We start from the raw sequence: 22,763 nt of genomic DNA, 5'->3' as shown, positions 1-22,763 counted from the left end.
AAAAATTGGAATTTTGATATGAATCGGGATTGCGCGAATCAGTATTAATCCCTTAGGAGCAGAGAGCGCAACCCGGCGGCTTTGTTTTCGATCTCCTGCCACTCCTGCTCCGGATCAGACCCGCTGACAATGCCCGCCCCGGCGTAGAGCCTCAGAGCGTCATTTCGCACGCGCGCCGAGCGCAGCGCCACGCAGAACTCGCTTTGTTCAGGGGATAGATACCCGGCCGAACCGGCGTACCACTCGCGGCTAAAGGATTCAACGTGCTGAATAAACTCGCGCGCTGGCTGTCGCGGCAGCCCGGCTACCGCCGCCGTCGGCTGGAGCACGTGCAGGCACAGCTCATCGTCGGCCTGCTTGAGCTCGGTCCAGATACAGCGGCGTAAGTGCTGCACTTTACGCAGGCGGACGACCTGAGCCGGCAGCACCTCAAGCGTCTGCGTATGGTGTTGAAGACGCTGGCAGATATCTTCCACCACCAGCATATTTTCACGCTGGTTTTTATCGTCATTCAGCAGCCACTCGCCCAGACGCTGCGCCTGCTTATCGTCAGTATGGCTGGCGACGGTACCCGCCAGCGCTTCGGTGCGCAAAAGCTTGCCGCGCCGCCGCCAGAGACGCTCGGGCGTGGAGCCGAGAAACGCGTTGCTGGCGTCGAATATCATGCAGAAATGATAGCAGTTTAAGTTCAGGGCGCGGCTGGCCGCCATCAGCGCGACGGGGTTAACGCGCGCTTTACACTGCAGGTCTGTTGCGCGGGCGAGAACCACCTTTTCGAAATCACCGCGTGCAATCGTCTCTGTCGCTTTGCCGATAAGGCTAAGCCATTGCGGTTTTTCCGGGTGATGGGTTTCGCGCTCAACCTGCACGGAGAGCGGACGGATAGGTCTGGCAGGAAGCAGCTGCTGTAAGAACGCCCGCGCGGCCCCGGCATCGTCCTCAAGCGAGCTGTCGCTCCACAGCTGCAGGCGCAGCGTGGCGTTGCCCGCGGTACGTCGCCACAGCAGGCGCGGTAAAAAGAGGCTGCCCTGCTCCGGGTTAAACGCGTTCAGGCCGCAGATTCGGGTATCTTCAGGCGCCTGTTGCGCGCTTAAAAACTGCGAGGCTAACGCCAGAGAGGAGAACTGGACGACCGCTCCCAGCGCGGCCAGCTCTTCATCGCCGTTACGCTGCTGCCAGTAAAACTGCGGATAGCACTGCTGCTCGCCCAGCCAGGCGAGGGGATCGAAGGCATCGTTTAACGGGAAAGAGACGTCGAAATGACGCAGGCCGGATGTGGCAGGTAACGCTTGCGAAAGATGGGTACGCAGTTGTTCCAGCGCGAGGAAAATCGAATTCACGCGAACCTCTCCCTGTTAAAACCTCATATTATACGGGGTACCATCAGAAATATCAGTACCCACGTATAGGGAGTGGTTATGCGGCTTATCGACGGGCTAACAGCAGACCCAGCACCAGCCCTACGGCTGCACCCACCCCAATGCCCTGCCACGGTTTTTCATGGACGTAATCATCGGCACGATAAACCGCTTTTTTGGCGCGGTAGTAGTATGTATCAGACGCATGGCTGACGCGGTTTTTAACGTCGTGGAGCGCCTGCTCGGCACGGGCTTTCAGCTCGATATATTTCTGATCGGCAGGGTCGCCCGAGGAACGTAACACCTCTTCCAGCGTTTCGCTCAGTAAGTTCAGGTCGTCGTCGATACGGGTATCCCAGGATTGAAATGACATATTTTTCTCCATGTTAGTACACCAGTCCGCTAACTATAGACAACGACGCGCCATTACGCCTGTTTCGCTTCGCGCGCCATGCCGATGTGCGGAATACCGTCTTCGTCGTAGACGTCGGTGACCGGCATAAAACCGAAATGACCGTAGAAGGATTGCAGGTGCGCCTGCGCGCCCAGGTATAACGCCTTGTCCGGCCATTGTTTCTGGCACGCCTCCAGCGTTTTTTCCATCAGCTGATAGCCCAGTTTTTCACCGCGCGCGTTACCGCTGATGATGACGCGGCCTATCACTACGGGCTCGACGTCGTCCTCGCTTTTCAGAATCCTCGCATACGCCACCAGCTCGTTATCCTTCCAGCCGAGAATATGGCGGTTTTCGCCAACGAGGTCATCGCCGTCGATGTCCTGATACGGGCAGGTCTGTTCAACCACAAACACTTCGCAGCGCAGTTTAAGCAGCGCGTAAAGGGAATGAACGGTAAGCTCGCTATGATGTAAATCTTGCCACTGGATCATCTCTTTCTCCTTCCTGGGGTTCATCACGTTATACTAAACCCCTCCCCGTTCGGCAAAGGGCTGATTGCGTTATGGAACTGATTTTTCTGGGTACGTCCGCTGGCGTGCCAACCCGCTCACGAAACGTGACGGCAATTCTGCTGGATCTTAAGCACCCCACCCGCGGCGGGCTGTGGCTTTTTGACTGCGGTGAAGGGACGCAGCATCAGCTGCTGCACACCGCGTATCACCCCGGCAAGCTGGACAAAATTTTTATCACTCACCTGCATGGGGACCATCTGTTTGGCCTGCCCGGCCTGCTGTGCAGCCGCTCCATGGCGGGTAACGCCAACCCGCTGACGATCTACGGGCCTGCAGGTATTCGGGAGTTCGTTGAAACCACGCTGCGCCTGAGCGGCTCGTGGACAGATTATCCGCTGGAAGTGGTCGAAATTGGCGAAGGTCTGGTATTCGACGACGGGGATTATCAGGTGCGGGCTTTTCCGCTTAACCATCCGGTAGAGTGCTACGGCTATCGCGTGGAAGAACATGATAAACCCGGCGCGCTGAATGCCGCCGCGCTCGTTGCCGACGGCGTCAAGCCAGGGCCGCTGTTCCAGCGACTCAAACAGGGCGAGAGCGTTACGCTGGAGGACGGGCGCACGATCGACGGCCAGGATTATCTCGCCGCGCCCGAGCCGGGCAAGAAGCTGGCGATTTTCGGCGACACGGCGCCGTGCCCTGCCGCCCTGCAGCTTGCCCAGGGCGTGGACGTGATGGTGCACGAAGCCACGCTGGAAACGGCGATGGAAGAGAAAGCCAACGGCCGCGGCCATAGCTCAACGCGACAGGCGGCGCAGCTTGCCCGCGACGCGGGCGTCGGGAGGCTGATCGTCACTCACGTCAGTTCCCGCTACGACGCGCGGGGGTGTGCAAGCCTGCTGGCAGAGTGCCTGGCGGTGTTCCCGGCGTGCGAGCTGGCGGAAGATTTCGCTAAGGTCAGCGTTTAGCCCTTCATTTTTCTCTCAGAATGCCGATAACGATTAAAAGGTCAGCATTTCTCTCGAGGGTAGAATGGATAATTTCCAGAAAGATATTGATGACAGGGCGAATCTCACCCTGTCGAACCGTTTTGAACTGTTGCTGTTCCGTCTTGGCACCTCTCTGAACGAAAATAAATCCGAGCTGTTTGGCATTAACGTCTTTAAGCTGCGTGAAATTGTGCCAATGCCGGAATTCACAAAACCCGCCGGGATGAAGTCGCCCCTGATGGGGATGGTGAATATTCGCGATCAGGTGATCCCGGTGATCGACCTGGCCGCCGTGGCGGGCTGTAAGCCCACTACCGGGCTGAACATCCTGCTGATCACCGAATATGCCCGCAGCGTGCAGGCCTTTGCCGTGGAATCGGTTGAGAACATCATGCGTCTGGACTGGAAGCAGGTGCACGCGGCGGAAACCGCCGTCAGCGGCCGCTATATCACCAGCATTGCCTGCCTGGATGAGAAAACGGACACCAACGATCTGGCGATGGTGCTGGACGTTGAGCAGATCCTCTATGACATCACCCCGGCCAATCACGATCTCCACGCGACCAATCTGAAGACCACCAAATTCAACATCAAGCCGGGTTCTGTCGCCATTGTGGCGGAAGATTCCAAAGTGGCCCGTTCGATGCTTGAGAAAGGTCTGCAGGCGATGGAGATCCCGGCGCAGCTGCACATCACCGGCAAAGACGCGTGGGAGAAAATTGGCGTGCTGGCCGCTCAGGCGCAGGCCGAGGGTGTGCCGATCACCGATAAGATCGCTCTGGTGCTGACGGACCTCGAAATGCCGGAGATGGACGGCTTTACGCTGACGCGCAAAATCAAAACCGACCCGGTGCTGAAGGATATTCCGGTGGTGATCCACTCGTCCCTTTCCGGCAACGCCAACGAAGACCATATTCGCAAGGTGAAGGCGGACGGGTATGTGGCGAAGTTTGAGCTGAACGAGCTGTCGTCGGTCATTGAGGAAGTGCTGGACCGCTCTATGAAGAAGATTGACGGGCCGTTGATCAGCCGTAAAGCGCTGGCATAACTGTCGAATGCACTGCCCTTATTTCGGGCAGTGCACGCGATTTTAGCTGATGATTACTTCTTGTCGTCGGCATAGCGACGCGCATTGTCATAAAGATTAACGCACATGCTCTTTCCTCTCTGATTAATGACGCTTAATTGCGCCTGATTGTGTTGAGGTTAACCAGCTTCCAAAACCTTCCGGAAGCAGATTGAACTCCGCGGCCTGAACACGGAACGTCAGGCGACCGTCGACCACCCTCGCCTGCTCGACAAGATGGCCACGCATCTTCACGCTGGTACGGGTGACAGTAAACGTATCGATCGCTTTTCCGTTCTGATCGAGTGACTGCCAGGTGCCCACGTAAGGCTGGAAGTCGGCTACCGCAGGTCCACTCTTTTGAGCGGCTGCCGCATTCTGCGCTTTGGTTTTGTGAATATCGCACCCGTTACCGTCCGTAACCTGCGTGCATCCCGAGCGCTCAAGCTGGGCACGGTATTTCTCGCTAATGGCGTGCGCAGGCGAGATCAAAATAGCGGCCAGCGTCAGCGTGGTTATGAATCTTTTTTTCATCTCTTTCTTATCCATCATCAAAATATAATTTTATTCTCAGCAGAGAAACCACCGAATAAGAGTTAAACGTTTCTTCTGAATGTCAGCATTAATACTTTGTTAATTCACAGCAGCGTTATAATTAAATTCACACGCCGCTTAACATGGCGCTCAAAAATAATAATTACCAAATAAATGTATACATTTATTTGCTTCACATGAAATAACGGATTTATTCTCTGACAAAGCAAAGGGTATATTTATATTTAGCATAAACCCTAAAGAAGAAAACTATTTTTTTCCCGGAAAAGAGGGAGTACATCGTACAGCTGTACGCTTTGGTGTAGAGAGAACATTGGTTCGACGCTGGGTAAGAGCCTGGTAACTCACGGTATTCATGGCATAAATTAAAAGGCCTGAGTCCGGTAGAAAACCGAACCCAGGCCCTGTTAGTCGCTTTTCATGAACTGCCCGATTTTATGGGGCAGTCCAGATGCGGGCTTTTTATTTTTTACCGGCTTACATCAGCGGCATCGCTCGCTGCACGATGTCAATCAGCGGCTGCGGATAGATACCGAAGATCAGCACCAGCAGCGCGGAGATAAGCACCACGATACCACCGGCGCTGTACTGCCAGTTGGATGGCGCATCGCGATTGAGCTGCTGAGGCGCGCTCAGGTACAGGCTCACGGCCACGCGCAGGTAGTAGTAGAGACCAATCGCGGAGCCGATAACCACGCCCGCAGTCAGCCACCACAGGTGCGCCTGCACACCAACGGCCAGCACGTAGAACTTACCGATAAAGCCCAGCGTCATCGGGATACCCGCCAGAGAGAGCATCATCACGGTCATTACCGCGGACAGAATTGGACGGTGCCAGAACAGACCACGGTAGGAGAACAGTGAATCGGCATCCGGACCACGGTACGGGCTGGACATCAGGCTCACCACGCCGAAGGCGCCGAGGCTGCTGAACAAGTAACCTGCCAGATACACGCCCACGGCTTCCATCGACATCTCACCGCTCTGCAGCGCAATCAGCGCCACCAGCAGGTAGCCCAGATGAGAGATAGACGAGTAGCCCAGCAGACGCTTGATGTTGGTCTGGCTCAGCGCCATCAGGTTACCGAAGATGATGGAGACGAACGCGATGATGCCCAGCACCACGCGAACGGCTTCGCTGTCACCCACCGGTGCGTACAGGAACAGACGCATGACCACACCGAAGATAGCGATTTTGCTCGCCGTCGCCAGGAAGGTCGACACCGGAGCCGGAGCGCCCTGGTAGACGTCTGGCGTCCACAGGTGGAACGGAACCAGAGAGAGCTTGAAGCCGAGGCCAACGATCATCATGCCCAGACCTGCCAGCAGCAGCGGCTCATGCAGCATGCCGTCGCCGAGGCTCTTACCGAGCGCCATGAAGGAGAGGTTACCGGACTGTGCGTACAGCAGCGCAATACCAAACAGCAGGAAGGAGGACGCAGCAGCAGACAGAATGGTGTACTTGATGCTCGCTTCCAGAGAGCGCTTCTGACGGAAGGCGTAACCAATCAGGCCGAACAGCGGCAGAGAGATCAGCTCAATGCCGAGGAACAGCGCGGCCAGATGGTTGGCATTCGCCAGCAGAATGCCGCCCAGCGCGGCAATCAGAACCAGCAGGTAAAACTCTTCTTTGTTGTCGTTGTAGCCTTCAAGCCACGGGTACGCAAAGGTACAGGTTGCCAGGCTCGCCAGCAGCACCAGACCGGTGTAAAGCATGGCATAGCCGTCAACGCGCATCAGCGGGGTGACGTCCATCGCCCCGCCCTGGCCAACAAACCAGAGAGAGACTAACGCGGCGTTCAGGCCGATGACCGACAGCGTGGCATTCAGGAAGTGATTGCGTCGCCACGCAATGGAGAGCATCACAACCACCACCGTCAATCCGACGATCAGCAGCGGTAGCAGCGCGATCAGTTGTTGTGGAGTTATTGTCATGGCGAATTACGGCCTTGTAGTAGAAGCAGAATTAACAAACCACTGCTGGATGTTACCCATCGCGCTGTGCGAGGTATCCAGAATCGGCTGCGGGAAGAAGCCCAGCAGCACCAGCAGTACGACCAGCAGCAGGATGATGAACAGCTCGCGCAGCGACATCCCCGGCAGTTCTTGTGCAGCAATTTCGCTCTTCGCTTTACCGAAGTATGCGCGGTGCAGCATCGCCAGCGAGTAGACGGAAGCGAACACCAGACCAAAGGTGGAGATCACGGTAATTACCGGTACCACTTTGAAGCTGCCGAACAGAATCATAAATTCGCCAACGAAGTTACCGGTGCCCGGCATCCCCAGGGTAGCCACCGCGAAGAACATGGACAGCGCTGGCAGCCATTTAATTTTGCTCCACAGGCCGCCCATCATGCGCATGTCGCGGGTATGCAGACGTTCGTACAGCTGACCGCAAAGAATGAAGAGACCGGCTGCGGACAGACCGTGCGCAATCATCTGGATCACCGCGCCCTGGTACGCCAGCTGGCTGCCGGTGTAGATAGCAATCAGCACGAAGCCCATGTGGGAAACGGAGGTGTAAGCAATCAGACGCTTGATGTCGTACTGCGTGAAGGCCATCCAGGCACCGTAGAAGATACCGATCACACCCAGCCACATAGCAATCGGTGCGAATTCCGCGGAGGCGTTCGGGAACAGCGGCAGTGCGAAGCGCAGCAGACCGTAGGCCGCCGTTTTCAGCAAGATGCCCGCCAGGTCAACGGAACCCGCCGTTGGTGCCTGGGAGTGCGCGTCTGGCAGCCAGCCGTGCAGCGGAACGACCGGCATTTTCACCGCGAAGGCGATGAAGAAGCCCAGCATCAGCAGGTATTCAACGCCGTGCGACATCGGGGTCTTCAGCAGGTCTTCGTAGTTGAAGGTCCAGGTGCCGGTTGCGCTGTGGTGAACAAACACCAGCGCCAGAATGGCAATCAGCATCACCAGACCGCTCGCCTGCGTATAGATGAAGAACTTGGTTGCCGCCGTGATACGCGTTTTACCGTCGGACGCCTTGTGGCCCCAGAGCGCGATCAGGAAGTACATCGGCACCAGCATCATCTCCCAGAAGAAGAAGAACAGGAACATGTCGATGGCAAGGAACACGCCGATCACGCCGCCCAGGATCCACATCAGGTTCAGGTGGAAGAAGCCCTGGTATTTTTCGATTTCTCGCCAGGAGCAAAGTACCGCCAGAACGCCGAGCAGACCGGTCAGCACCACCATCAGCAGCGACAGACCGTCAATCGCCAGGTGGATCGTAATGCCGAAACGCGGGATCCACGGCAGGATGAACTCAGACTGCCACTGCGGAATGCCCGCAGACTGGGTCAGTGAGTAACCGCCCTGCAACCACAGTTGCAGGCCAAGCGCGAGCGTCAATCCCATGGTGATCAGCGCGATCCAGCGCGGCATCTTCACGCCAAAGCGTTCGGTCTGCCAGCACAGGAAGCCGCCGATGAAGGGAATTAATATTAGCCAGGGTAGTAACATGGCGATTTACATTCCTTTTTAAGGCCCCCAGCAGGGGCCTGATTTTCAACGAATTCGAATAAAATTCACTTAACGATCAACGCAATACCATCAGCAGCGCCAGCACGACAACCGCACCGATGCTCATGGACGCCACATACCAGCGCAGGTAGCCGTTCTCGCTGTACAGCAGGCCTTTACCTGCAAAGCGGGAGAGGATCGCCGGGATGTTCATCAGGCTGTTCAACGGGTCGCGTTTCAGCAGCCACGCAATGCCCAGGAACGGCTTAACGAAGATCATGTCGTACAGCCAGTCGAAGCCCCACGCGTTGTACCACCAGGTGCCCAGCAGACGGCCCGGCGCACTGTTGGCAACGGCGGTTACCAGCGTACGTTTGCCCAGCCACAGCCATGCCGCAATCAGGATGCCCGCGATAGCGACCACACCGGAGGTGATTTCAAGCGTCAGAACGCGACCGTGCTCAAGCTCGGTGGTGTCTGGCAGTACGCCCTGCAGCGGTGGCACAATCATCGCGCCAACGAAGGTGGAGAGTACCAGCAGCACAATCAGCGGCAGGTGGTGGGTAATCCCCTTCCCTGCGTGAGCGTGAATTTGTTCTTTACCGTGGAATACGATGAAAATCATACGGAAGGTATACAGGGAGGTCATGAACGCACCGACCAGACCCGCAACCATCAGATTGATATGACCATTCGCCATGGCACCCGCAAGGATTTCGTCCTTACTGAAGAAGCCCGCGGTAATCAGCGGCAGTGCCGCCAGCGCCGCGCCGCCCACCAGGAAGCAGACATAGACCAGCGGGATGGACTTACGCAGTCCGCCCATCTTGAAGATGTTCTGCTCGTGATGGCAGGCCAGAATGACGGAACCGGATGAGAGGAACAGCAGCGCTTTAAAGAACGCGTGCGTCATCAGGTGGAAAATGGCCGCGTCCCACGCCTGAACGCCCAGCGCCAGGAACATGTAGCCAATCTGGCTCATGGTGGAGTACGCGAGCACGCGTTTGATGTCGGTCTGCACCAGCGCGGCAAAGCCTGCCAGCACCAGCGTCACCGCACCGACGATACCCACCAGATGCAGAATTTCCGGAGTCATCAGGAACAGGCCATGAGTACGCGCAATCAGGTAAACACCGGCGGTTACCATGGTCGCGGCGTGGATCAGCGCGGAGACAGGGGTTGGACCCGCCATCGCGTCGGCCAGCCATGTCTGCAGCGGCAGCTGCGCGGATTTACCCACGGCACCACCCAGCAGCATCAGCGTCGCCCACCACAGCATGTTGTTGCCTGCTTCGAAGTGCGCCGGCGCCAGTTCCACCATTTCGCGGAAGTTCAGCGTGCCCAGTTCGTTGTAGAGAATGAACAGCGCGAACGCGAGGAAGACGTCACCCACGCGGGTCACGACGAACGCTTTCATGGCCGCAGCGCCATTCTTCGGATCGGTATAGTAGAAACCGATCAGCAGGTAAGAACACAGACCCACGCCTTCCCAGCCCAGATACATCAGCAGCAGGTTATCGGCCAGCACCAGAACGACCATGCTGGCGATAAACAGGTTGGTGTAGGCGAAGAAGCGGGAGTATCCCTCTTCACCGCGCATGTACCAGGAGGCGAACATGTGGATCAGGAAGCCCACGCCGGTCACCACGGAGAGCATGGTCAGAGACAGACCATCCAGCACCAAGTTGAAACCGATGTTGAAATCACCGACCGACATCCAGGTCCACAGCGGCACGCTGAAAGGCTGGCGTCCGTTGTTAAAGAAGTCGATACCCGCATACGCTGTGACCAGCGCGGCCAGGCCGACAGAGCCCATGCCAACGGTCGCGGACAGATTCTCAGACCAGCGGCCGCGAGAAAACGCCAGCAGCACGAAGCCAATCAGCGGAAAAATAATGGTTAAGGCAAGCATGTTCATCCACGCAACTCACTTACTGAATCGATGTTCAGATTCTGGCGGCGACGATGGAGCTGCAGCAACAGCGCCAGGCCAATACTCGCTTCGGCAGCCGCGAGGCTGATGGCGAGAATGTACATCACCTGACCATCGGTCTGGCCCCAGTAGCTTCCGGCGACCACAAAGGCCAGCGCGGAGGCGTTAATCATGATTTCCAGGCCGATCAGCATAAACAGCAGATTGCGGCGGATAACCAGACCGGTCAGACCCAGAACGAATAAAATCGCAGCGAGGATCAGTCCATGTGTTAAGGGGATCATGCGCGCTCCTCCGTTTTTCTTTTCGCGCGGTCGTCAGTGCGGTTGCTCAGCACCTCGCCAGCACGCTCTTCCCGGCCAACGTGGAAAGCCACAACCAGGCCTGCCAGCAGCAGCATAGAGGCCAGTTCCACCGCCAGAACGTATGGGCCAAAGAGCGTGATACCCACCTCTTTCGCGCCAATTGGCGTGCCATCGATGCCCTGATCGTTAACACCCAGAATGGCGTAAACGATCACCACCAGCATGATGGCCGACAAAATTGCCGGGCCAATCCACACCTGCGGTTTTAACCACTGACGTTCCTGCTCAATTTCAGAGCCGCCCAGGTTCAGCATCATCACAACGAAGACGAACAGCACCATGATGGCCCCGGCGTAAACGATGATTTCCAGCGCACCGGCGAAGTGCGCGCCCAGCGCGAAGAACACCCCGGAAATAGCCAGCAGCGAGATGATTAAGTACAGCAGCGCATGCACCGGATTGGTGTGCGTAATCACTCGCAGCGTAGCCAGGATGGCGATAAGGCCACAGATATAAAAAGCGAATTCCATTGCCCTCTCCTTACGGTAACAGGCTCTTGACGTCGATAGGCTTAGCTTCGTTCTCTGCTTCGCCCTTATCTTTGCCGTCGATTGCCATACCCGCCATCCGGTAGAAGTTATATTCCGGGTATTTGCCCGGACCGGAAATCAGCAGATCCTCTTTCTCGTACACCAGATCCTGACGCTTGTACTCACCCAGCTCGAAGTCTGGAGTCAGCTGAATCGCCGTGGTTGGGCACGCTTCTTCGCACAGGCCGCAGAAGATGCAGCGTGAGAAGTTGATGCGGAAGAACTCAGGATACCAGCGGCCGTCTACCGTCTCTGCTTTTTGCAGAGAGATACAGCCGACCGGGCACGCTACCGCACACAGGTTACAGGCAACGCAGCGCTCGGAACCGTCCGGGTCGCGCGTCAGCACGATACGGCCACGGTAGCGCGGCGGCAGATATACCGGCTCTTCCGGGTACATCCGGGTTTCGCGTTTGGCAAACGCGTGCAGGCCGATCATCCAGATACTGCGTACCTGGGTGCCGAAACCTACCAATAATTCTTTTAAGGTCATGGTCTATAGCCCCTTATGGCTGCTGCCAGAGAATGACAGCCGCCGTTACCAACAAGTTGACGAGCGTCAGCGGCAGGCACACTTTCCAGCCGAAGGACATTACCTGGTCATAACGCGGACGCGGTAACGCTGCGCGAATCAAAATGAACATCATCATGAAGAACGCGGTTTTCAGCGCGAACCAGATGAACGGCGGTAAGAACGGGCCATGCCAGCCACCAAAGAACAGCGTTACCATCAACGCGGAAATGGTGACGATACCGATGTACTCGCCCACGAAGAACAGGCCGAACTTCATGCCGGAGTATTCAATGTGGTAACCGTCGGCCAGTTCCTGTTCGGCTTCTGGCTGGTCAAACGGGTGACGGTGACACACGGCCACGCCCGCGATAGCAAAGGTAATAAACCCAAAGAACTGCGGGATAACGTTCCAGATGTCGGCCTGGTTGTTGACGATGTCGGTCATGTTAAATGAACCGGCCTGCGCCACCACGCCCATCAGGGAGAGCCCCAGGAACACCTCGTAGCTCAGGGTCTGCGCGGAAGCACGCATCGCACCCAGCAGCGAGTATTTGTTGTTACTGGACCAGCCTGCGAACAGCACCGCGTAAACCGCGAGGCCTGCCATCATCAGGAAGAACAGAATGCCGATGTTAAGGTCAGCCACCACCCAGGTCGGGCTGACCGGAACGATAGCAAACGCCAGCAGCAGCGAGGTGAAGGCGATCATCGGTGCCAGAGTAAAGATCACGCGGTCAGAGAAGCGCGGAACCCAGTCCTCTTTAAAGAACATCTTGATCATGTCCGCCACCAGCTGGAGTGAACCACCCCAACCCACGCGGTTCGGCCCGTAACGGTTCTGGAACAGACCGAGCAGACGACGTTCACCAAAGCTCATGAACGCGCCGCAGGTGACCACCACCAGCAGGATAACAATCGCTTTCAGAATGCTCAGCAGGATGTCGATAAGATCCGGCGTTAACCAACTCATGCTTTTGCCTCCTGCAGATTATCAAGACGCGCACCCGCCAGAACCGGCGCGATGCCAGGCATACCCATCGGCAGACCCACCTGCCCTGCTGTCAGGCTTTCAGAGATAATCAGCGGCAGGCTGATTGTCTGGCCCTCGTAGCTAAAGGCGATGTTCGCGCCCGCGTTAACGCCAAGCTTCGCGGCATCCGCCGGGTTGAGCTTGATGTAAGGCTGCGGCATACGGGTCTGGAAGACCGGTGAACGCTGGGACAGCTCGTCGCTACCGAACAGATGGTAGTACGGCGCAATACGCCACTGACCATCCTGAGACTGGAAGCTCGCCGGTACGCTGGTGAAGAAGTCCAGACCGGTATCGGAGGCTTCAATCAGACGCACGCCCGGATCGCCGTGGCGCAGGGAGCCGCCCACTTCAGCCTGGAACTTGTTCCACGCCTGCGGGGAGTTCCAGCCCGGAGCCCATGCGAACGGGATTTGCGAACGCGGCGCAGACGGCTGGTTGTTCCCTTCCATGGAGAAGGCAAACATGGTGTCTTTATCCTGCGGCTGGCGCGGTTCGTGCACGCTGATGTTGGCGCGCATTGCGGTACGGCCGCTGTAGCGGTGCGGTTCACGCGCCAGCTTCTGGCCGCGAATGCGGAAGCTTGCTTCAGGCGCGGCATCTTTAATGCCTGCCAGCTGAGGCAGTTTTTCGACTACCGCGTCGATAACGTGGTCGAGCTGCGTCCAGTCCACTTCACGGCTCTGCACGGTGCTGTGCAGGGAGTGCAGCCAGCGCCAGCTTTCCAGCATCACGGTGTTGCTGTCGTAGTACGCCGGGTCGTAAACCTGGAAGAAACGCTGGGCGCGGCCTTCGTTGTTGATAACCGTACCGTCACTTTCTGCGAAGCTTGCCGCAGAGAGCACCAGGTGCGCTTTGTCCATGATCGCGGTGCGCTGATGGTCAATGACCATCACCAGCGGCGCTTTGGAGAGCGCGGCGTCAACTCGAGCGGCAGACGCGTGGCGATGCAGGTCGTTTTCCAGCACCACAACGGCGTCAGCGGAACCGGACTCCAGTTCGCTTAACGCTTCTTCCAGCGAGCCGCCGCCAATCATCCCCAGACCGATGCTGTTCACCGCACGGGCAATCATCGTCACGCCAACGTCCGCACCGCGGCCTTTCAGGGCTTTGGCAACGTTGGCTGCCGCCTGAATAATCTCCGCGCTGCCGGCGTTGGTACCGGAAATAATCAGCGGTTTTTTCGCGCCCGCCAGGGCCTGAACAATCACGTCGACCTTGTTTTGCAGGTCGCGCTCCAGCTCGACGGCCGGAGAGTTGTTGTCCAGCGCGTGGGCAATCGCAAAGCCAAGACGCGCCTGATCTTCAACCGGCGCGCAGTAGGTCCACGCGGCGATATCGTCCAGGCGGGTGTTGTCGACGTTGGTCACAAACAGAGGATGCTTCGCGCGCTGGCCGATGTTAAGGATTGCCGCAATCTGCCAGTCAGCCACTTTCTGTGCCGCTGCCATCTCGCGCGCTTTGCCCTTCACCGCCTGACGAACCGCCAGAGCCGCGCGTGCACCGGTCTGCGTCAGGTCTTCACCCAGCACCAGAACCGCATCGTAAGATTCAATTTCGCGCAGCGCAGGGGTATGAATACCGCCTTCGCGCAGCACTTTCAGTACCAGCTGCAGACGTTCCTGCTCGCCCTGGGCGATACCGGTATAGAAGTTTTCTGCCCCAACCAGCTCGCGCAGCGCAAAGTTGCTTTCGATGCTGGCGCGCGGGGAGCCGATACCGATCACTTTCTTCGACTGGCGCAGAATATCTGCCGCGCCCTGCATCGCCTGCTCGGCGTTCAGGGTAATGAAGTCGTCACCACGGCGCTGAACCGGCTGACGCGGACGGTCTTTCAGGTTCACATAGCCATAGCCGAAACGACCGCGGTCGCACAGGAAGTAGTGGTTAACGGTACCGTTGTAGCGGTTTTCGATACGACGCAGTTCGCCGTAACGTTCACCCGGGCTGGTGTTACAGCCGAGGGAGCACTGCTGGCAGATGCTAGGTGCAAACTGCATGTCCCATTTACGGTTGTAGCGCTCGGAGTGGGTTTTATCCGTGAATACGCCGGTCGGGCAGATTTCTACCAGGTTACCGGAGAATTCGCTCTCCAGCGTACCGTCTTCCGGACGACCGAAGTAGACGTTGTCATGCGCGCCGTACACGCCCAGATCCTGACCGTCTGCATAGTCTTTGTAGTAACGCACGCAGCGGTAGCAGGCGATGCAGCGGTTCATTTCGTGAGAGATGAACGGCCCAAGGTCCTGGTTACGGTGGGTACGCTTGGTAAAGCGATAGCGACGGAAGCTGTGACCGGTCATCACGGTCATATCCTGAAGGTGGCAGTTACCGCCCTCTTCACAAACCGGACAGTCGTGCGGGTGGTTGGTCATCAACCACTCCACCACGCTTTCGCGGAACTGTTTGGCTTCTTCGTCATCAATCGAAATAAAGGTGCCTTCGGTGGCTGGCGTCATACAGGACATCACCAGGCGACCACGCGTGTCTTCCGCGTTTTGATATTGCTTCACCGCACACTGGCGGCAAGCACCGACGCTGCCCAGCGCCGGATGCCAGCAAAAGTACGGAATATCGAGGCCAAGAGACAGACAAGCTTCCAGCAGGTTGTCCGCCCCGTTGACTTCGTATTCTTTGCCGTCTACATGAATCGTAGCCATTAGCATGCTTCCAGTTGGCTCGGCCGAAACCGAGCGTTAATCAAAATTCTGTTTTTACCAGCGCGCTTTCAGCAGGTTCGGCTGAATACCATTGATCGAATGGGTATTGCTGAACGGCTGCTTGATGCCTGCTTCGAATTCGTCGCGGAAATATTTAATCGCGCTCTGCAGCGGCTCGACGGCACCCGGTGCGTGGGCACAGAAGGTTTTGCCTGGCCCTAAGAATCGACACAGTTGCTCAAGCGTCTCGATATCGCCCGGCTGGCCTTCGCCGCGCTCGATAGCGCGCAGGATCTTCACGCTCCACGGCAGACCGTCACGGCACGGTGTACACCAGCCGCAGGACTCGCGAGCAAAGAACTCTTCCAGGTTACGCACCAGCGAGACCATGCCGATCTCGTGGTCGACGGCCATCGCCAGCGCCGTACCCAGACGGCTGCCTGCTTTACCAATGCTTTCGAATTCCATCGGCAGGTCAAGGTGGGCTTCGGTCAGGAAGTCCGTCCCTGCCCCACCCGGCTGCCAGGCTTTGAATTTCAGGCCATCGCGCATGCCGCCGGCGTAGTCTTCAAGAATTTCGCGCGCGGTGGTACCGAACGGCAGTTCCCAGACGCCAGGATTCTTCACGCGACCGGAGAAGCCCATCAGCTTGGTACCGGCATCTTTACTTGAGGAAATGCCCTGATACCACTCCACGCCGTTCGCGAGGATAGCCGGGACGTTACACAGGGTTTCGACGTTGTTGACGCAGGTCGGTTTACCCCAGACGCCGGAGCTTGCCGGGAACGGTGGCTTGGAACGCGGGTTCGCACGGCGGCCTTCAAGGGAATTAATCAGCGCGGTTTCTTCACCACAGATGTAACGCCCGGCGCCGGTGTGCACGAACAGTTCGAAGTCAAACCCTGTGCCCAGGATGTTTTTACCCAGCAGGCCCGCTTCGGTAGCCTCTGCAATCGCGCGACGCAGGTTTTCTGCCGCTTCGATGTACTCCCCGCGCAGGAAGATGTAGCCACGGTACGCTTTTAGCGCAAACGCGGAGATCAGCATGCCTTCCACCAGCAGGTGCGGCAGCTGTTCCATCAGCAGGCGGTCTTTATAGGTGCCCGGCTCCATTTCATCGGCGTTACACAGCAGGTAACGGATGTTCATGGATTCGTCTTTCGGCATCAGGCTCCACTTCAGGCCGGTGGAGAAGCCCGCGCCGCCGCGGCCTTTCAGGCCGGAATCTTTTACCGCGTTAACGATGTCGTCCGGCGCCATGCCACCAAGGGCTTTACGCGCGCCGGCATAGCCGTTTTTGCTCTGGTATTCGTCAAGCCATACCGGCTGTTTGTCATCGCGCAGACGCCAGGTCAGCGGATGCGTCTCAGCAGTACGAATTACAGTTTTCATTTGTACTGCTCCAGCAGGTCAGGAATCGCTTCCGGCGTCAGATGGCTGTGAGTGTCCTCATCAATCATCATGGTCGGCCCCTTGTCGCAGTTACCCAGGCAGCAGGTTGGCAGCAGAGTAAAGCGTCCATCGAACGTGGTCTGGCCCGGCTTGATATTGAGCTTCTTCTCAATCGCAGCCTGAATGCCCTGATAGCCGGTGATGTGGCAGACAACGCTGTCACAGTAGCGGATCACATGGCGGCCGACCGGCTGACGGAAGATCTGGCTGTAGAACGTGGCTACGCCCTCTACGTCACTGGCCGGAATACCCAGCACTTTCGCGATCGCATAGATCGCCCCATCCGGCACCCAACCACGCTGTTTCTGTACGATTTTCAGCGCTTCAATGGACGCCGCACGCGGGTCTTCGTAGTGGTGCATCTCGTGCTCAATGGCTGCACGCTCTGCTTCACTCAGCTCAAAAGCCTCGGTTTGTGGTTGTTGATTCTCGTGCATAATTAGCGGTCCACATCTGACATAACAAAATCGATACTACCCAGATACACAATCAGGTCGGAGACCAGACTGCCGCGGATGGCGGACGGGATCTGCTGCAGGTGCGCAAAGCTCGGCGTACGCACGCGGGTACGGTAGCTCATGGTGCTGCCGTCGCTGGTCAGGTAGTAACTGTTAATACCCTTGGTCGCTTCAATCATCTGGAAGGATTCTTGCGCCGGCATGACCGGGCCCCAGGAAACCTGCAGGAAGTGGGTGATCAGGGTTTCGATATGCTGCAGCGTGCGCTCTTTCGGCGGCGGCGTGGTCAGCGGGTGATCCGCTTTGAACGGGCCTTCCGGCATGTTATTGAGGCACTGCTCAAGGATGCGCAGACTCTGGCGCAGCTCTTCCACTTTCAGCATCACGCGGGTGTAGCAGTCGGACACGCCGCCGCCAACCGGGACTTCAAAGTCGAAGTTCTCGTAGCCAGAGTAAGGACGGGCTTTACGCACGTCGAAATCAATACCGGTCGCGCGCAGGCCAGCACCTGTCGTACCCCACTCCAGCGCTTCTTTCGCGCCGTAGGCGGCAACGCCCTGGGAACGGCCTTTCAGGATGGTGTTGCGCAGTGCGGCTTTCTCGTAAGACGCCAGACGTTTCGGCATCCAGTCGAGGAACTCACGCAGCAGGCGGTCCCAGCCGCGCGGCAGATCGTGCGCCACGCCGCCGATACGGAACCAGGCCGGGTGCATACGGAAACCGGTAATCGCTTCCACCAGATCGTAGATTTTCTGACGATCGGTAAAGGCGAAGAAGACCGGGGTCATCGCGCCGACGTCCTGAATGAACGTGGAGATGTACAGCAGGTGGCTGTTGATGCGGAACAGTTCTGACAGCATAACGCGAATCACGTTAACGCGATCCGGTACGGTGATGCCTGCCAGTTTCTCAACGGCCAGCACGTATGGCATTTCGTTTACGCAGCCGCCGAGGTACTCGATACGGTCGGTATACGGAATGTAGCTGTGCCAGGACTGACGCTCGCCCATCTTCTCAGCACCGCGGTGGTGGTAACCGATGTCAGGGACGCAGTCGACAATCTCTTCGCCATCAAGCTGAAGAATAATACGGAATGCACCGTGCGCAGACGGGTGGTTCGGACCGAGGTTGAGGAACATGAAGTCCTCGTTTTCGGTACCGCGCTTCATGCCCCAGTCCTCCGGCTTGAAGGTCAGCGCTTCCATCTCCAGATCCTGCTTGGCTTTGGTCAGCTCAAACGGATCGAATTCAGTCGCACGTGCCGGGTAGTCTTTACGCAGCGGGTGGCCGGTCCAGGTCTGCGGCATCATGATGCGCGTCAAGTGCGGGTGGCCGTCGAAGGTCATGCCGAACATTTCCCAGGTTTCACGCTCGTACCAGTTGGCGTTCGGGAAAAGTTTGGTGATCGTCGGCAGATGCATGTCGTTTTCAGACAATGCCACCTTGAGCATGATATCCGTGTTGCGGTCTATTGAGATCAGGTGGTAGAAAACGGAAAAATCCGCAGCAGGGAGACCCTGGCGGTGAGTACGCAGACGTTCGTCCATGCCGTGTAAGTCAAACAGCATGACGTAAGGTTTTGGCAATTTCTTGAGGAAATCGACAACTTCCAGCAATTGTTCACGCTTCACCCAAACAACGGGTACCCCGGTGCGGGTCGCCTGAACGGTAAAGGCATCCGGCCCAAAACGGTTGCGCAGTTCGCCAATGACGGGGTCATCAAGATGATCCCGGGTCTGCCAGGCGGCTTCTTGCGCGGTTAAGTCGGTCATATTGTTCACCATTGCAAATGGTCCGTGGTGACTGTTAAGCCTGGCTTCGCGCTATTTGAGTAGTGATATGCGAAGGTTTTCTCCAGGCCTACAGGCGCAAATTAAATTTCGTCAGGCGTACGCAGGTTGGTGACGGCAATACGTTCACCACGTTTACGCTCGCGCTCGGACTGCATGTTCGCGCGATAGACACCCTGATCGCCAACAACCCATGAGAGTGGGCGACGTTCTTTACCGATAGACTCCTGCAGCAGCATCAGCGCCTGCATATAGGCTTCTGGACGCGGCGGGCAGCCCGGGATGTAAACATCCACCGGAATGAACTTATCAACGCCCTGCACAACGGAATAAATGTCGTACATACCGCCAGAGTTTGCACATGCGCCCATGGAAATAACCCATTTTGGCTCCAGCATCTGGTCATACAGACGCTGGATAACAGGTGCCATCTTGGTAAAGCAGGTACCGGCCACCACCATCAGGTCAGCCTGACGCGGGGAAGCACGCAGTACCTCGGCCCCAAAACGCGCAACGTCATGCACCGCAGTGAATGACGTCACCATTTCAACGTAGCAGCAAGAAAGGCCAAAGTTGTATGGCCAGATGGAGTTCTTACGACCCCAGTTGACCATATCGTGCATGGCATGTTCGAGTTTGCCCATGTACACGCTTTTGTTGACTTCTTGCTCCAGGGGGTCGGTTACGATCTCCTGTTTTTGCAGGGGGTAACGGTCATTCTCACCGTTAGGATCTATGCGGGTGAGCGTATAATCCATCTTATTGCCTCGCTGTTACTGCTGACGATTAGAGATACTGTTTTCCGGGTTGATGTGTTCACGACGTGAACGCGCAGGCGTCCAGTCAAGCGCGCCAATACGCACCAGATAAACCAGACCGGCCAGTAGCACTAAAATGAAAATTGCGGCCTCGACAAAGCCCACCCAACCACTTTCGCGAATGGAGGTCGACCACGCGAACAGGTAGAGCGCTTCCACGTCGAAGATGACGAAGAACATCGCTACCAGGTAAAACTTGGCAGACAGGCGTAAGCGAGCGGAACCTACTGAATCAATACCTGATTCGAAAGGTGTGTTTTTGTGCCTTGCACGGGCGCGACCGCCCAGGAACCAGCCGCCGACTAACATCAGGCAGCACAGGCCAATGGCTACAATAAGAAAGATTGCGAATGCCCAGTGATGAGCGATGACTTCTGTGGATGTTGACATACTCATTGCTTACTCATCAAAAGTGATACCGACGACACTGCTCTTGCTGGCAGATAGGCATCACATCGATTCATGGGGAGGAACAAATAACCTTACACTAACTGTCAGAAATGGGACATAGACAGCAAAATGATGGGGTTTTTTACTCCTTTCTATAACCTTTTGTCAACTTTAACAAAGGTTTCTTCACATTAAATTACATCGAGCGATTCTCATTAACATTTGGTGCCCTTTAACCCTGGTGGTTACCTGACTTTTCGTCAAATGCGCGTTGTTGAATCGTGTCCGTTTTGGAAGTAAAAAAAATAACCCTCCTATTTTGACAGGATTTGCCAACGATTCCTCCCCCCAAATAGGAGTATTTTCTTGATCTGAGACACGCTTTTGTTAATTCACCCAAAAAACCGGCAACATATTTGCTGCTTTTTTAACATCAACGGGTTATGGATGAAGTTAGAACAGAAAGTGAACAGCATTTGAGCAGATGCATTTACCCCATTGATATGTATGACTTATTTATGAAAACCTTGTAACGAGCGAGGATAATATTGGCAAAAAAAAGCCACTGCGTGCGAAAACGGCACGAGTGGCTTTTTTTTACACTTACAATTTGTTACCAGAATTTTGAGCTTTTGATCACTCAAAGTCACCTTCAACGATCAGGGAATCATCCCCCCCTTCGGAGGTAACATGCTCGAACTGCCATGGGTTATGGTAATTTTCCATTGCCTCAAACACCACCTTCGCCAGCTCGTTATGACTGGAGGCGTTATGGCAAAGCAGATACTCGGTATCCGGCAGCGCGGGGAGACCATCAGATTTACCGAGAACGCGCAAATCAGGGCTCATCATCTCTACCGGACGGGCCGTTACGCCAAGACCCGCTTTCACGGCGGCACGCACCGCGGGCAGCGTGGACGCTACATAGGCCAGACGCCACGGAATGTTGGCTTCATTTAACGCCGTCAGCACCATATCGCGGAAAGGACTCGGATCGTCCAGTAAAACCAGCGGTACAGGCTCCCCTTTTTGCAGCACATATTCCGCCGCGCAATACCAGTGCGTTGGCGATGTGCGCAAGGTCAGACAATCAAACTGCCCGGGACGATGCGTCGTAACCACAAGGTCGACCTTGTTCTCATTTAACATCTCAACCATAAAGGCGTTACGTTTTACGCTTACATCCAGCGCAAGCTTCGGATAAACCGAGCTAATTCGATTGAGAAGAAACGGCAATATAGTATCCGCTGACTCATCAGATGCCCCTAAGGTTAACACCCCCTGAAGGTTGCTAAACATTAATGACATACATGCTTCATCATTAAAGCGAAGAATTTTCCTGGCATAACCCAGTAGCTGAATACCGTGTTCCGTTAAGAGCTTATTGCGCCCGTGACGGGCAAAAAGCTCTTTCCCAACCAGTTGCTCCAGCCGCTGCATTTGCTGGCTAACGGCGGACTGAGTTCGGCAGACGGCGGCAGCAGCTGCTGCAAAAGTGTTGAGATCGGCGACCGCAACAAACGTTCTCAGCAGATCGAGGTCGAGATTCATTATCGGACGATTTGCATTTATCATATCTATTCACTTTCAGGTTGCTCGTGCGGAGCTGCCCGGGTTGAAGCTGTGTGTAACAGTTAAGCAATTCCTTCTGAAGGTTTTCCCTCGCATCCCGGCCCGGCAGACTGCCTGACAGATAGTTATTGTGCTGCTTTATATCAACAGTCAGAAAGCACGTTTCATGACGTTATTTTTATTCTCTTAAACGTTCAGGATATTTAGATGTTCGCAGGGTTATGTAAATTACATTAAAGGCGTAACACTTTTTCTGCCATCTTTTTCGCAGCGCTGTCAACGTAGCAGGAGATGTTTGACACATTCCAGCCAGAGATAACTCCAACAATAACAATCAATTAAATCGGAAAATCAGTTTCAAATATGCAAAATCACTGCATCTTTCTACTGCTTTCCTTATAGACATCTTAACCCAAATCCACTTTATTTATAAGTCTTATTGCAATATTCAGGATTAAAGGGGTTTGTTAAGCTTCTAAACTAATTTTATTAGAATTAACTAAAGTTGCATTTTGTTGGTTAATAATAAATAAATTTTAATTTAGATTATGGCCATTCATTAATAACACTTAACATTAATTTCACATGATTAACTTTTAGCCGCTCCGGGCTATTACTGCAAGACCCCTTCAACACTCAGGTTTTACGAAAAGTCACCCAGCGTGACTTCTGCTTGTTGTCTGCGCGCCTTTTATTTTACACCAGAACAATATACATATTTCATAGAAATATGCAGCACAATTAACCTTTACTTATGGTTTGCGCGTTACGTTAAGGCAGTAAAAGCGTCAGTCAATAGTAAAAAAGATTCATCACAATTTCGCAGTAAGCACAAAATCTTCTACTGCACACCCTTCAAAACGAAGCGAGGGGGGAGTACATTATTCCGTGCTGACTTCCACG

The 22,763-nt window shown here is 55.7% G+C and carries 20 protein-coding genes; 2 read left to right on the top strand and 18 right to left on the bottom strand.

Annotated features, from left to right (window positions below; genetic code table 11):
• Positions 1 to 44: 44 nt before the first annotated feature.
• The 3 genes from menF to UTO39_RS15010 form a co-directional block, all read right to left on the bottom strand.
• Complete coding sequence (gene menF, locus UTO39_RS15020) at positions 45 to 1,340, bottom strand: isochorismate synthase MenF (protein ID WP_320727493.1); 1,296 nt, start codon at positions 1,338 to 1,340, stop codon at positions 45 to 47.
• Between the two features lie 85 nt (positions 1,341 to 1,425).
• Positions 1,426 to 1,731: a stress response protein ElaB gene (gene elaB, locus UTO39_RS15015; RefSeq protein ID WP_320727492.1), complete on the bottom strand. Its 306-nt coding sequence runs from the start codon at positions 1,729 to 1,731 to the stop codon at positions 1,426 to 1,428.
• Between the two features lie 53 nt (positions 1,732 to 1,784).
• The gene (locus UTO39_RS15010; RefSeq protein WP_151413966.1) at positions 1,785 to 2,246 is read right to left on the bottom strand and encodes a GNAT family N-acetyltransferase; all 462 of its coding nucleotides are present in this window, start codon (positions 2,244 to 2,246) and stop codon (positions 1,785 to 1,787) included.
• A 71-nt stretch (positions 2,247 to 2,317) separates the two neighbouring features.
• Between UTO39_RS15010 and rbn the strand changes: the two genes are divergently transcribed.
• Together rbn and UTO39_RS15000 are read left to right on the top strand one after the other, a co-directional pair.
• The gene (gene rbn / locus UTO39_RS15005; protein WP_320727491.1) at positions 2,318 to 3,235 is read left to right on the top strand and encodes a ribonuclease BN; all 918 of its coding nucleotides are present in this window, start codon (positions 2,318 to 2,320) and stop codon (positions 3,233 to 3,235) included.
• Positions 3,236 to 3,299: 64 nt separating this feature from the next.
• Positions 3,300 to 4,304 carry a chemotaxis protein gene (locus tag UTO39_RS15000; RefSeq protein WP_061097549.1) on the top strand — a complete coding sequence of 335 codons (1,005 nt, stop codon included), beginning with the start codon at positions 3,300 to 3,302 and terminating at the stop codon, positions 4,302 to 4,304.
• 123 nt (positions 4,305 to 4,427) lie between these two features.
• Here UTO39_RS15000 and UTO39_RS14995 read toward each other — a convergent pair whose 3' ends face one another.
• From UTO39_RS14995 to lrhA, 15 genes are all read right to left on the bottom strand, one after another.
• Complete coding sequence (locus UTO39_RS14995) at positions 4,428 to 4,856, bottom strand: hypothetical protein (RefSeq protein WP_320727490.1); 429 nt, start codon at positions 4,854 to 4,856, stop codon at positions 4,428 to 4,430.
• A 498-nt stretch (positions 4,857 to 5,354) separates the two neighbouring features.
• A complete protein-coding gene (gene nuoN / locus UTO39_RS14990) occupies positions 5,355 to 6,812 on the bottom strand; it encodes an NADH-quinone oxidoreductase subunit NuoN (RefSeq protein WP_061097547.1) in 1,458 nt (485 codons plus the stop codon).
• Between the two features lie 6 nt (positions 6,813 to 6,818).
• Positions 6,819 to 8,348 (bottom strand): NADH-quinone oxidoreductase subunit M, encoded by a 1,530-nt coding sequence (nuoM, locus tag UTO39_RS14985; RefSeq protein ID WP_151413963.1) that lies wholly within the window; start codon positions 8,346 to 8,348, stop codon positions 6,819 to 6,821.
• 76 nt (positions 8,349 to 8,424) lie between these two features.
• The gene (nuoL, locus tag UTO39_RS14980; protein WP_061097545.1) at positions 8,425 to 10,266 is read right to left on the bottom strand and encodes an NADH-quinone oxidoreductase subunit L; all 1,842 of its coding nucleotides are present in this window, start codon (positions 10,264 to 10,266) and stop codon (positions 8,425 to 8,427) included.
• Positions 10,263 to 10,565, bottom strand: coding sequence for an NADH-quinone oxidoreductase subunit NuoK (gene nuoK, locus UTO39_RS14975; RefSeq protein WP_003861496.1), 303 nt, complete (start codon positions 10,563 to 10,565; stop codon positions 10,263 to 10,265). The genes nuoL and nuoK overlap by 4 nt, the downstream gene beginning before the upstream one ends.
• Positions 10,562 to 11,116, bottom strand: coding sequence for an NADH-quinone oxidoreductase subunit J (nuoJ, locus tag UTO39_RS14970; RefSeq protein ID WP_008500212.1), 555 nt, complete (start codon positions 11,114 to 11,116; stop codon positions 10,562 to 10,564). Before nuoJ ends, nuoK begins: the two co-directional genes overlap by 4 nt.
• A gap of 10 nt (positions 11,117 to 11,126) precedes the next feature.
• On the bottom strand, positions 11,127 to 11,669 hold the full coding sequence (gene nuoI / locus UTO39_RS14965) for an NADH-quinone oxidoreductase subunit NuoI (protein ID WP_003861491.1): 543 nt from the start codon (positions 11,667 to 11,669) through the stop codon (positions 11,127 to 11,129).
• A gap of 13 nt (positions 11,670 to 11,682) precedes the next feature.
• Positions 11,683 to 12,660 carry an NADH-quinone oxidoreductase subunit NuoH gene (nuoH, locus tag UTO39_RS14960; RefSeq protein WP_061097544.1) on the bottom strand — a complete coding sequence of 326 codons (978 nt, stop codon included), beginning with the start codon at positions 12,658 to 12,660 and terminating at the stop codon, positions 11,683 to 11,685.
• On the bottom strand, positions 12,657 to 15,380 hold the full coding sequence (gene nuoG / locus UTO39_RS14955) for an NADH-quinone oxidoreductase subunit NuoG (RefSeq protein WP_320727489.1): 2,724 nt from the start codon (positions 15,378 to 15,380) through the stop codon (positions 12,657 to 12,659). The genes nuoH and nuoG overlap by 4 nt, the downstream gene beginning before the upstream one ends.
• A gap of 54 nt (positions 15,381 to 15,434) precedes the next feature.
• A complete protein-coding gene (gene nuoF, locus UTO39_RS14950; RefSeq protein ID WP_006811381.1) occupies positions 15,435 to 16,772 on the bottom strand; it encodes an NADH-quinone oxidoreductase subunit NuoF in 1,338 nt (445 codons plus the stop codon).
• On the bottom strand, positions 16,769 to 17,269 hold the full coding sequence (gene nuoE / locus UTO39_RS14945; protein ID WP_008500208.1) for an NADH-quinone oxidoreductase subunit NuoE: 501 nt from the start codon (positions 17,267 to 17,269) through the stop codon (positions 16,769 to 16,771). Before nuoE ends, nuoF begins: the two co-directional genes overlap by 4 nt.
• A 2-nt stretch (positions 17,270 to 17,271) precedes the next feature.
• The gene (nuoC, locus tag UTO39_RS14940; RefSeq protein ID WP_028013933.1) at positions 17,272 to 19,074 is read right to left on the bottom strand and encodes an NADH-quinone oxidoreductase subunit C/D; all 1,803 of its coding nucleotides are present in this window, start codon (positions 19,072 to 19,074) and stop codon (positions 17,272 to 17,274) included.
• A gap of 89 nt (positions 19,075 to 19,163) precedes the next feature.
• Positions 19,164 to 19,838 (bottom strand): NADH-quinone oxidoreductase subunit NuoB, encoded by a 675-nt coding sequence (gene nuoB / locus UTO39_RS14935; RefSeq protein ID WP_003861482.1) that lies wholly within the window; start codon positions 19,836 to 19,838, stop codon positions 19,164 to 19,166.
• A 15-nt stretch (positions 19,839 to 19,853) separates the two neighbouring features.
• Positions 19,854 to 20,294 (bottom strand): NADH-quinone oxidoreductase subunit NuoA, encoded by a 441-nt coding sequence (gene nuoA / locus UTO39_RS14930; protein ID WP_014171000.1) that lies wholly within the window; start codon positions 20,292 to 20,294, stop codon positions 19,854 to 19,856.
• A 630-nt stretch (positions 20,295 to 20,924) separates the two neighbouring features.
• Positions 20,925 to 21,863, bottom strand: coding sequence for a transcriptional regulator LrhA (gene lrhA / locus UTO39_RS14925; protein ID WP_028013934.1), 939 nt, complete (start codon positions 21,861 to 21,863; stop codon positions 20,925 to 20,927).
• Positions 21,864 to 22,763: the final 900 nt, after the last annotated feature.

Origin of the sequence: Enterobacter sp. 118C5 (assembly GCF_034107645.1) — a bacterium.
GTDB classification, from domain to species: Bacteria; Pseudomonadota; Gammaproteobacteria; order Enterobacterales; family Enterobacteriaceae; genus Enterobacter; species Enterobacter nematophilus.
This window is presented reverse-complemented; position numbering and strand designations above follow the sequence as displayed.

Coding starts and splice junctions, on each gene's coding strand:
- elaB (WP_320727492.1), bottom strand. CDS start 1,731: ATGTCATTTCAATCCTGGGATACCCGTATCGACGACGACCTGAACTTA.
- UTO39_RS15010 (WP_151413966.1), bottom strand. CDS start 2,246: ATGATCCAGTGGCAAGATTTACATCATAGCGAGCTTACCGTTCATTCC.
- rbn (WP_320727491.1), top strand. CDS start 2,318: ATGGAACTGATTTTTCTGGGTACGTCCGCTGGCGTGCCAACCCGCTCA.
- UTO39_RS15000 (WP_061097549.1), top strand. CDS start 3,300: ATGGATAATTTCCAGAAAGATATTGATGACAGGGCGAATCTCACCCTG.
- UTO39_RS14995 (WP_320727490.1), bottom strand. CDS start 4,856: ATGAAAAAAAGATTCATAACCACGCTGACGCTGGCCGCTATTTTGATC.
- nuoN (WP_061097547.1), bottom strand. CDS start 6,812: ATGACAATAACTCCACAACAACTGATCGCGCTGCTACCGCTGCTGATC.
- nuoM (WP_151413963.1), bottom strand. CDS start 8,348: ATGTTACTACCCTGGCTAATATTAATTCCCTTCATCGGCGGCTTCCTG.
- nuoL (WP_061097545.1), bottom strand. CDS start 10,266: ATGAACATGCTTGCCTTAACCATTATTTTTCCGCTGATTGGCTTCGTG.
- nuoK (WP_003861496.1), bottom strand. CDS start 10,565: ATGATCCCCTTAACACATGGACTGATCCTCGCTGCGATTTTATTCGTT.
- nuoJ (WP_008500212.1), bottom strand. CDS start 11,116: ATGGAATTCGCTTTTTATATCTGTGGCCTTATCGCCATCCTGGCTACG.
- nuoI (WP_003861491.1), bottom strand. CDS start 11,669: ATGACCTTAAAAGAATTATTGGTAGGTTTCGGCACCCAGGTACGCAGT.
- nuoH (WP_061097544.1), bottom strand. CDS start 12,660: ATGAGTTGGTTAACGCCGGATCTTATCGACATCCTGCTGAGCATTCTG.
- nuoG (WP_320727489.1), bottom strand. CDS start 15,380: ATGGCTACGATTCATGTAGACGGCAAAGAATACGAAGTCAACGGGGCG.
- nuoF (WP_006811381.1), bottom strand. CDS start 16,772: ATGAAAACTGTAATTCGTACTGCTGAGACGCATCCGCTGACCTGGCGT.
- nuoE (WP_008500208.1), bottom strand. CDS start 17,269: ATGCACGAGAATCAACAACCACAAACCGAGGCTTTTGAGCTGAGTGAA.
- nuoC (WP_028013933.1), bottom strand. CDS start 19,074: ATGGTGAACAATATGACCGACTTAACCGCGCAAGAAGCCGCCTGGCAG.
- nuoB (WP_003861482.1), bottom strand. CDS start 19,838: ATGGATTATACGCTCACCCGCATAGATCCTAACGGTGAGAATGACCGT.
- nuoA (WP_014171000.1), bottom strand. CDS start 20,294: ATGAGTATGTCAACATCCACAGAAGTCATCGCTCATCACTGGGCATTC.
- lrhA (WP_028013934.1), bottom strand. CDS start 21,863: ATGATAAATGCAAATCGTCCGATAATGAATCTCGACCTCGATCTGCTG.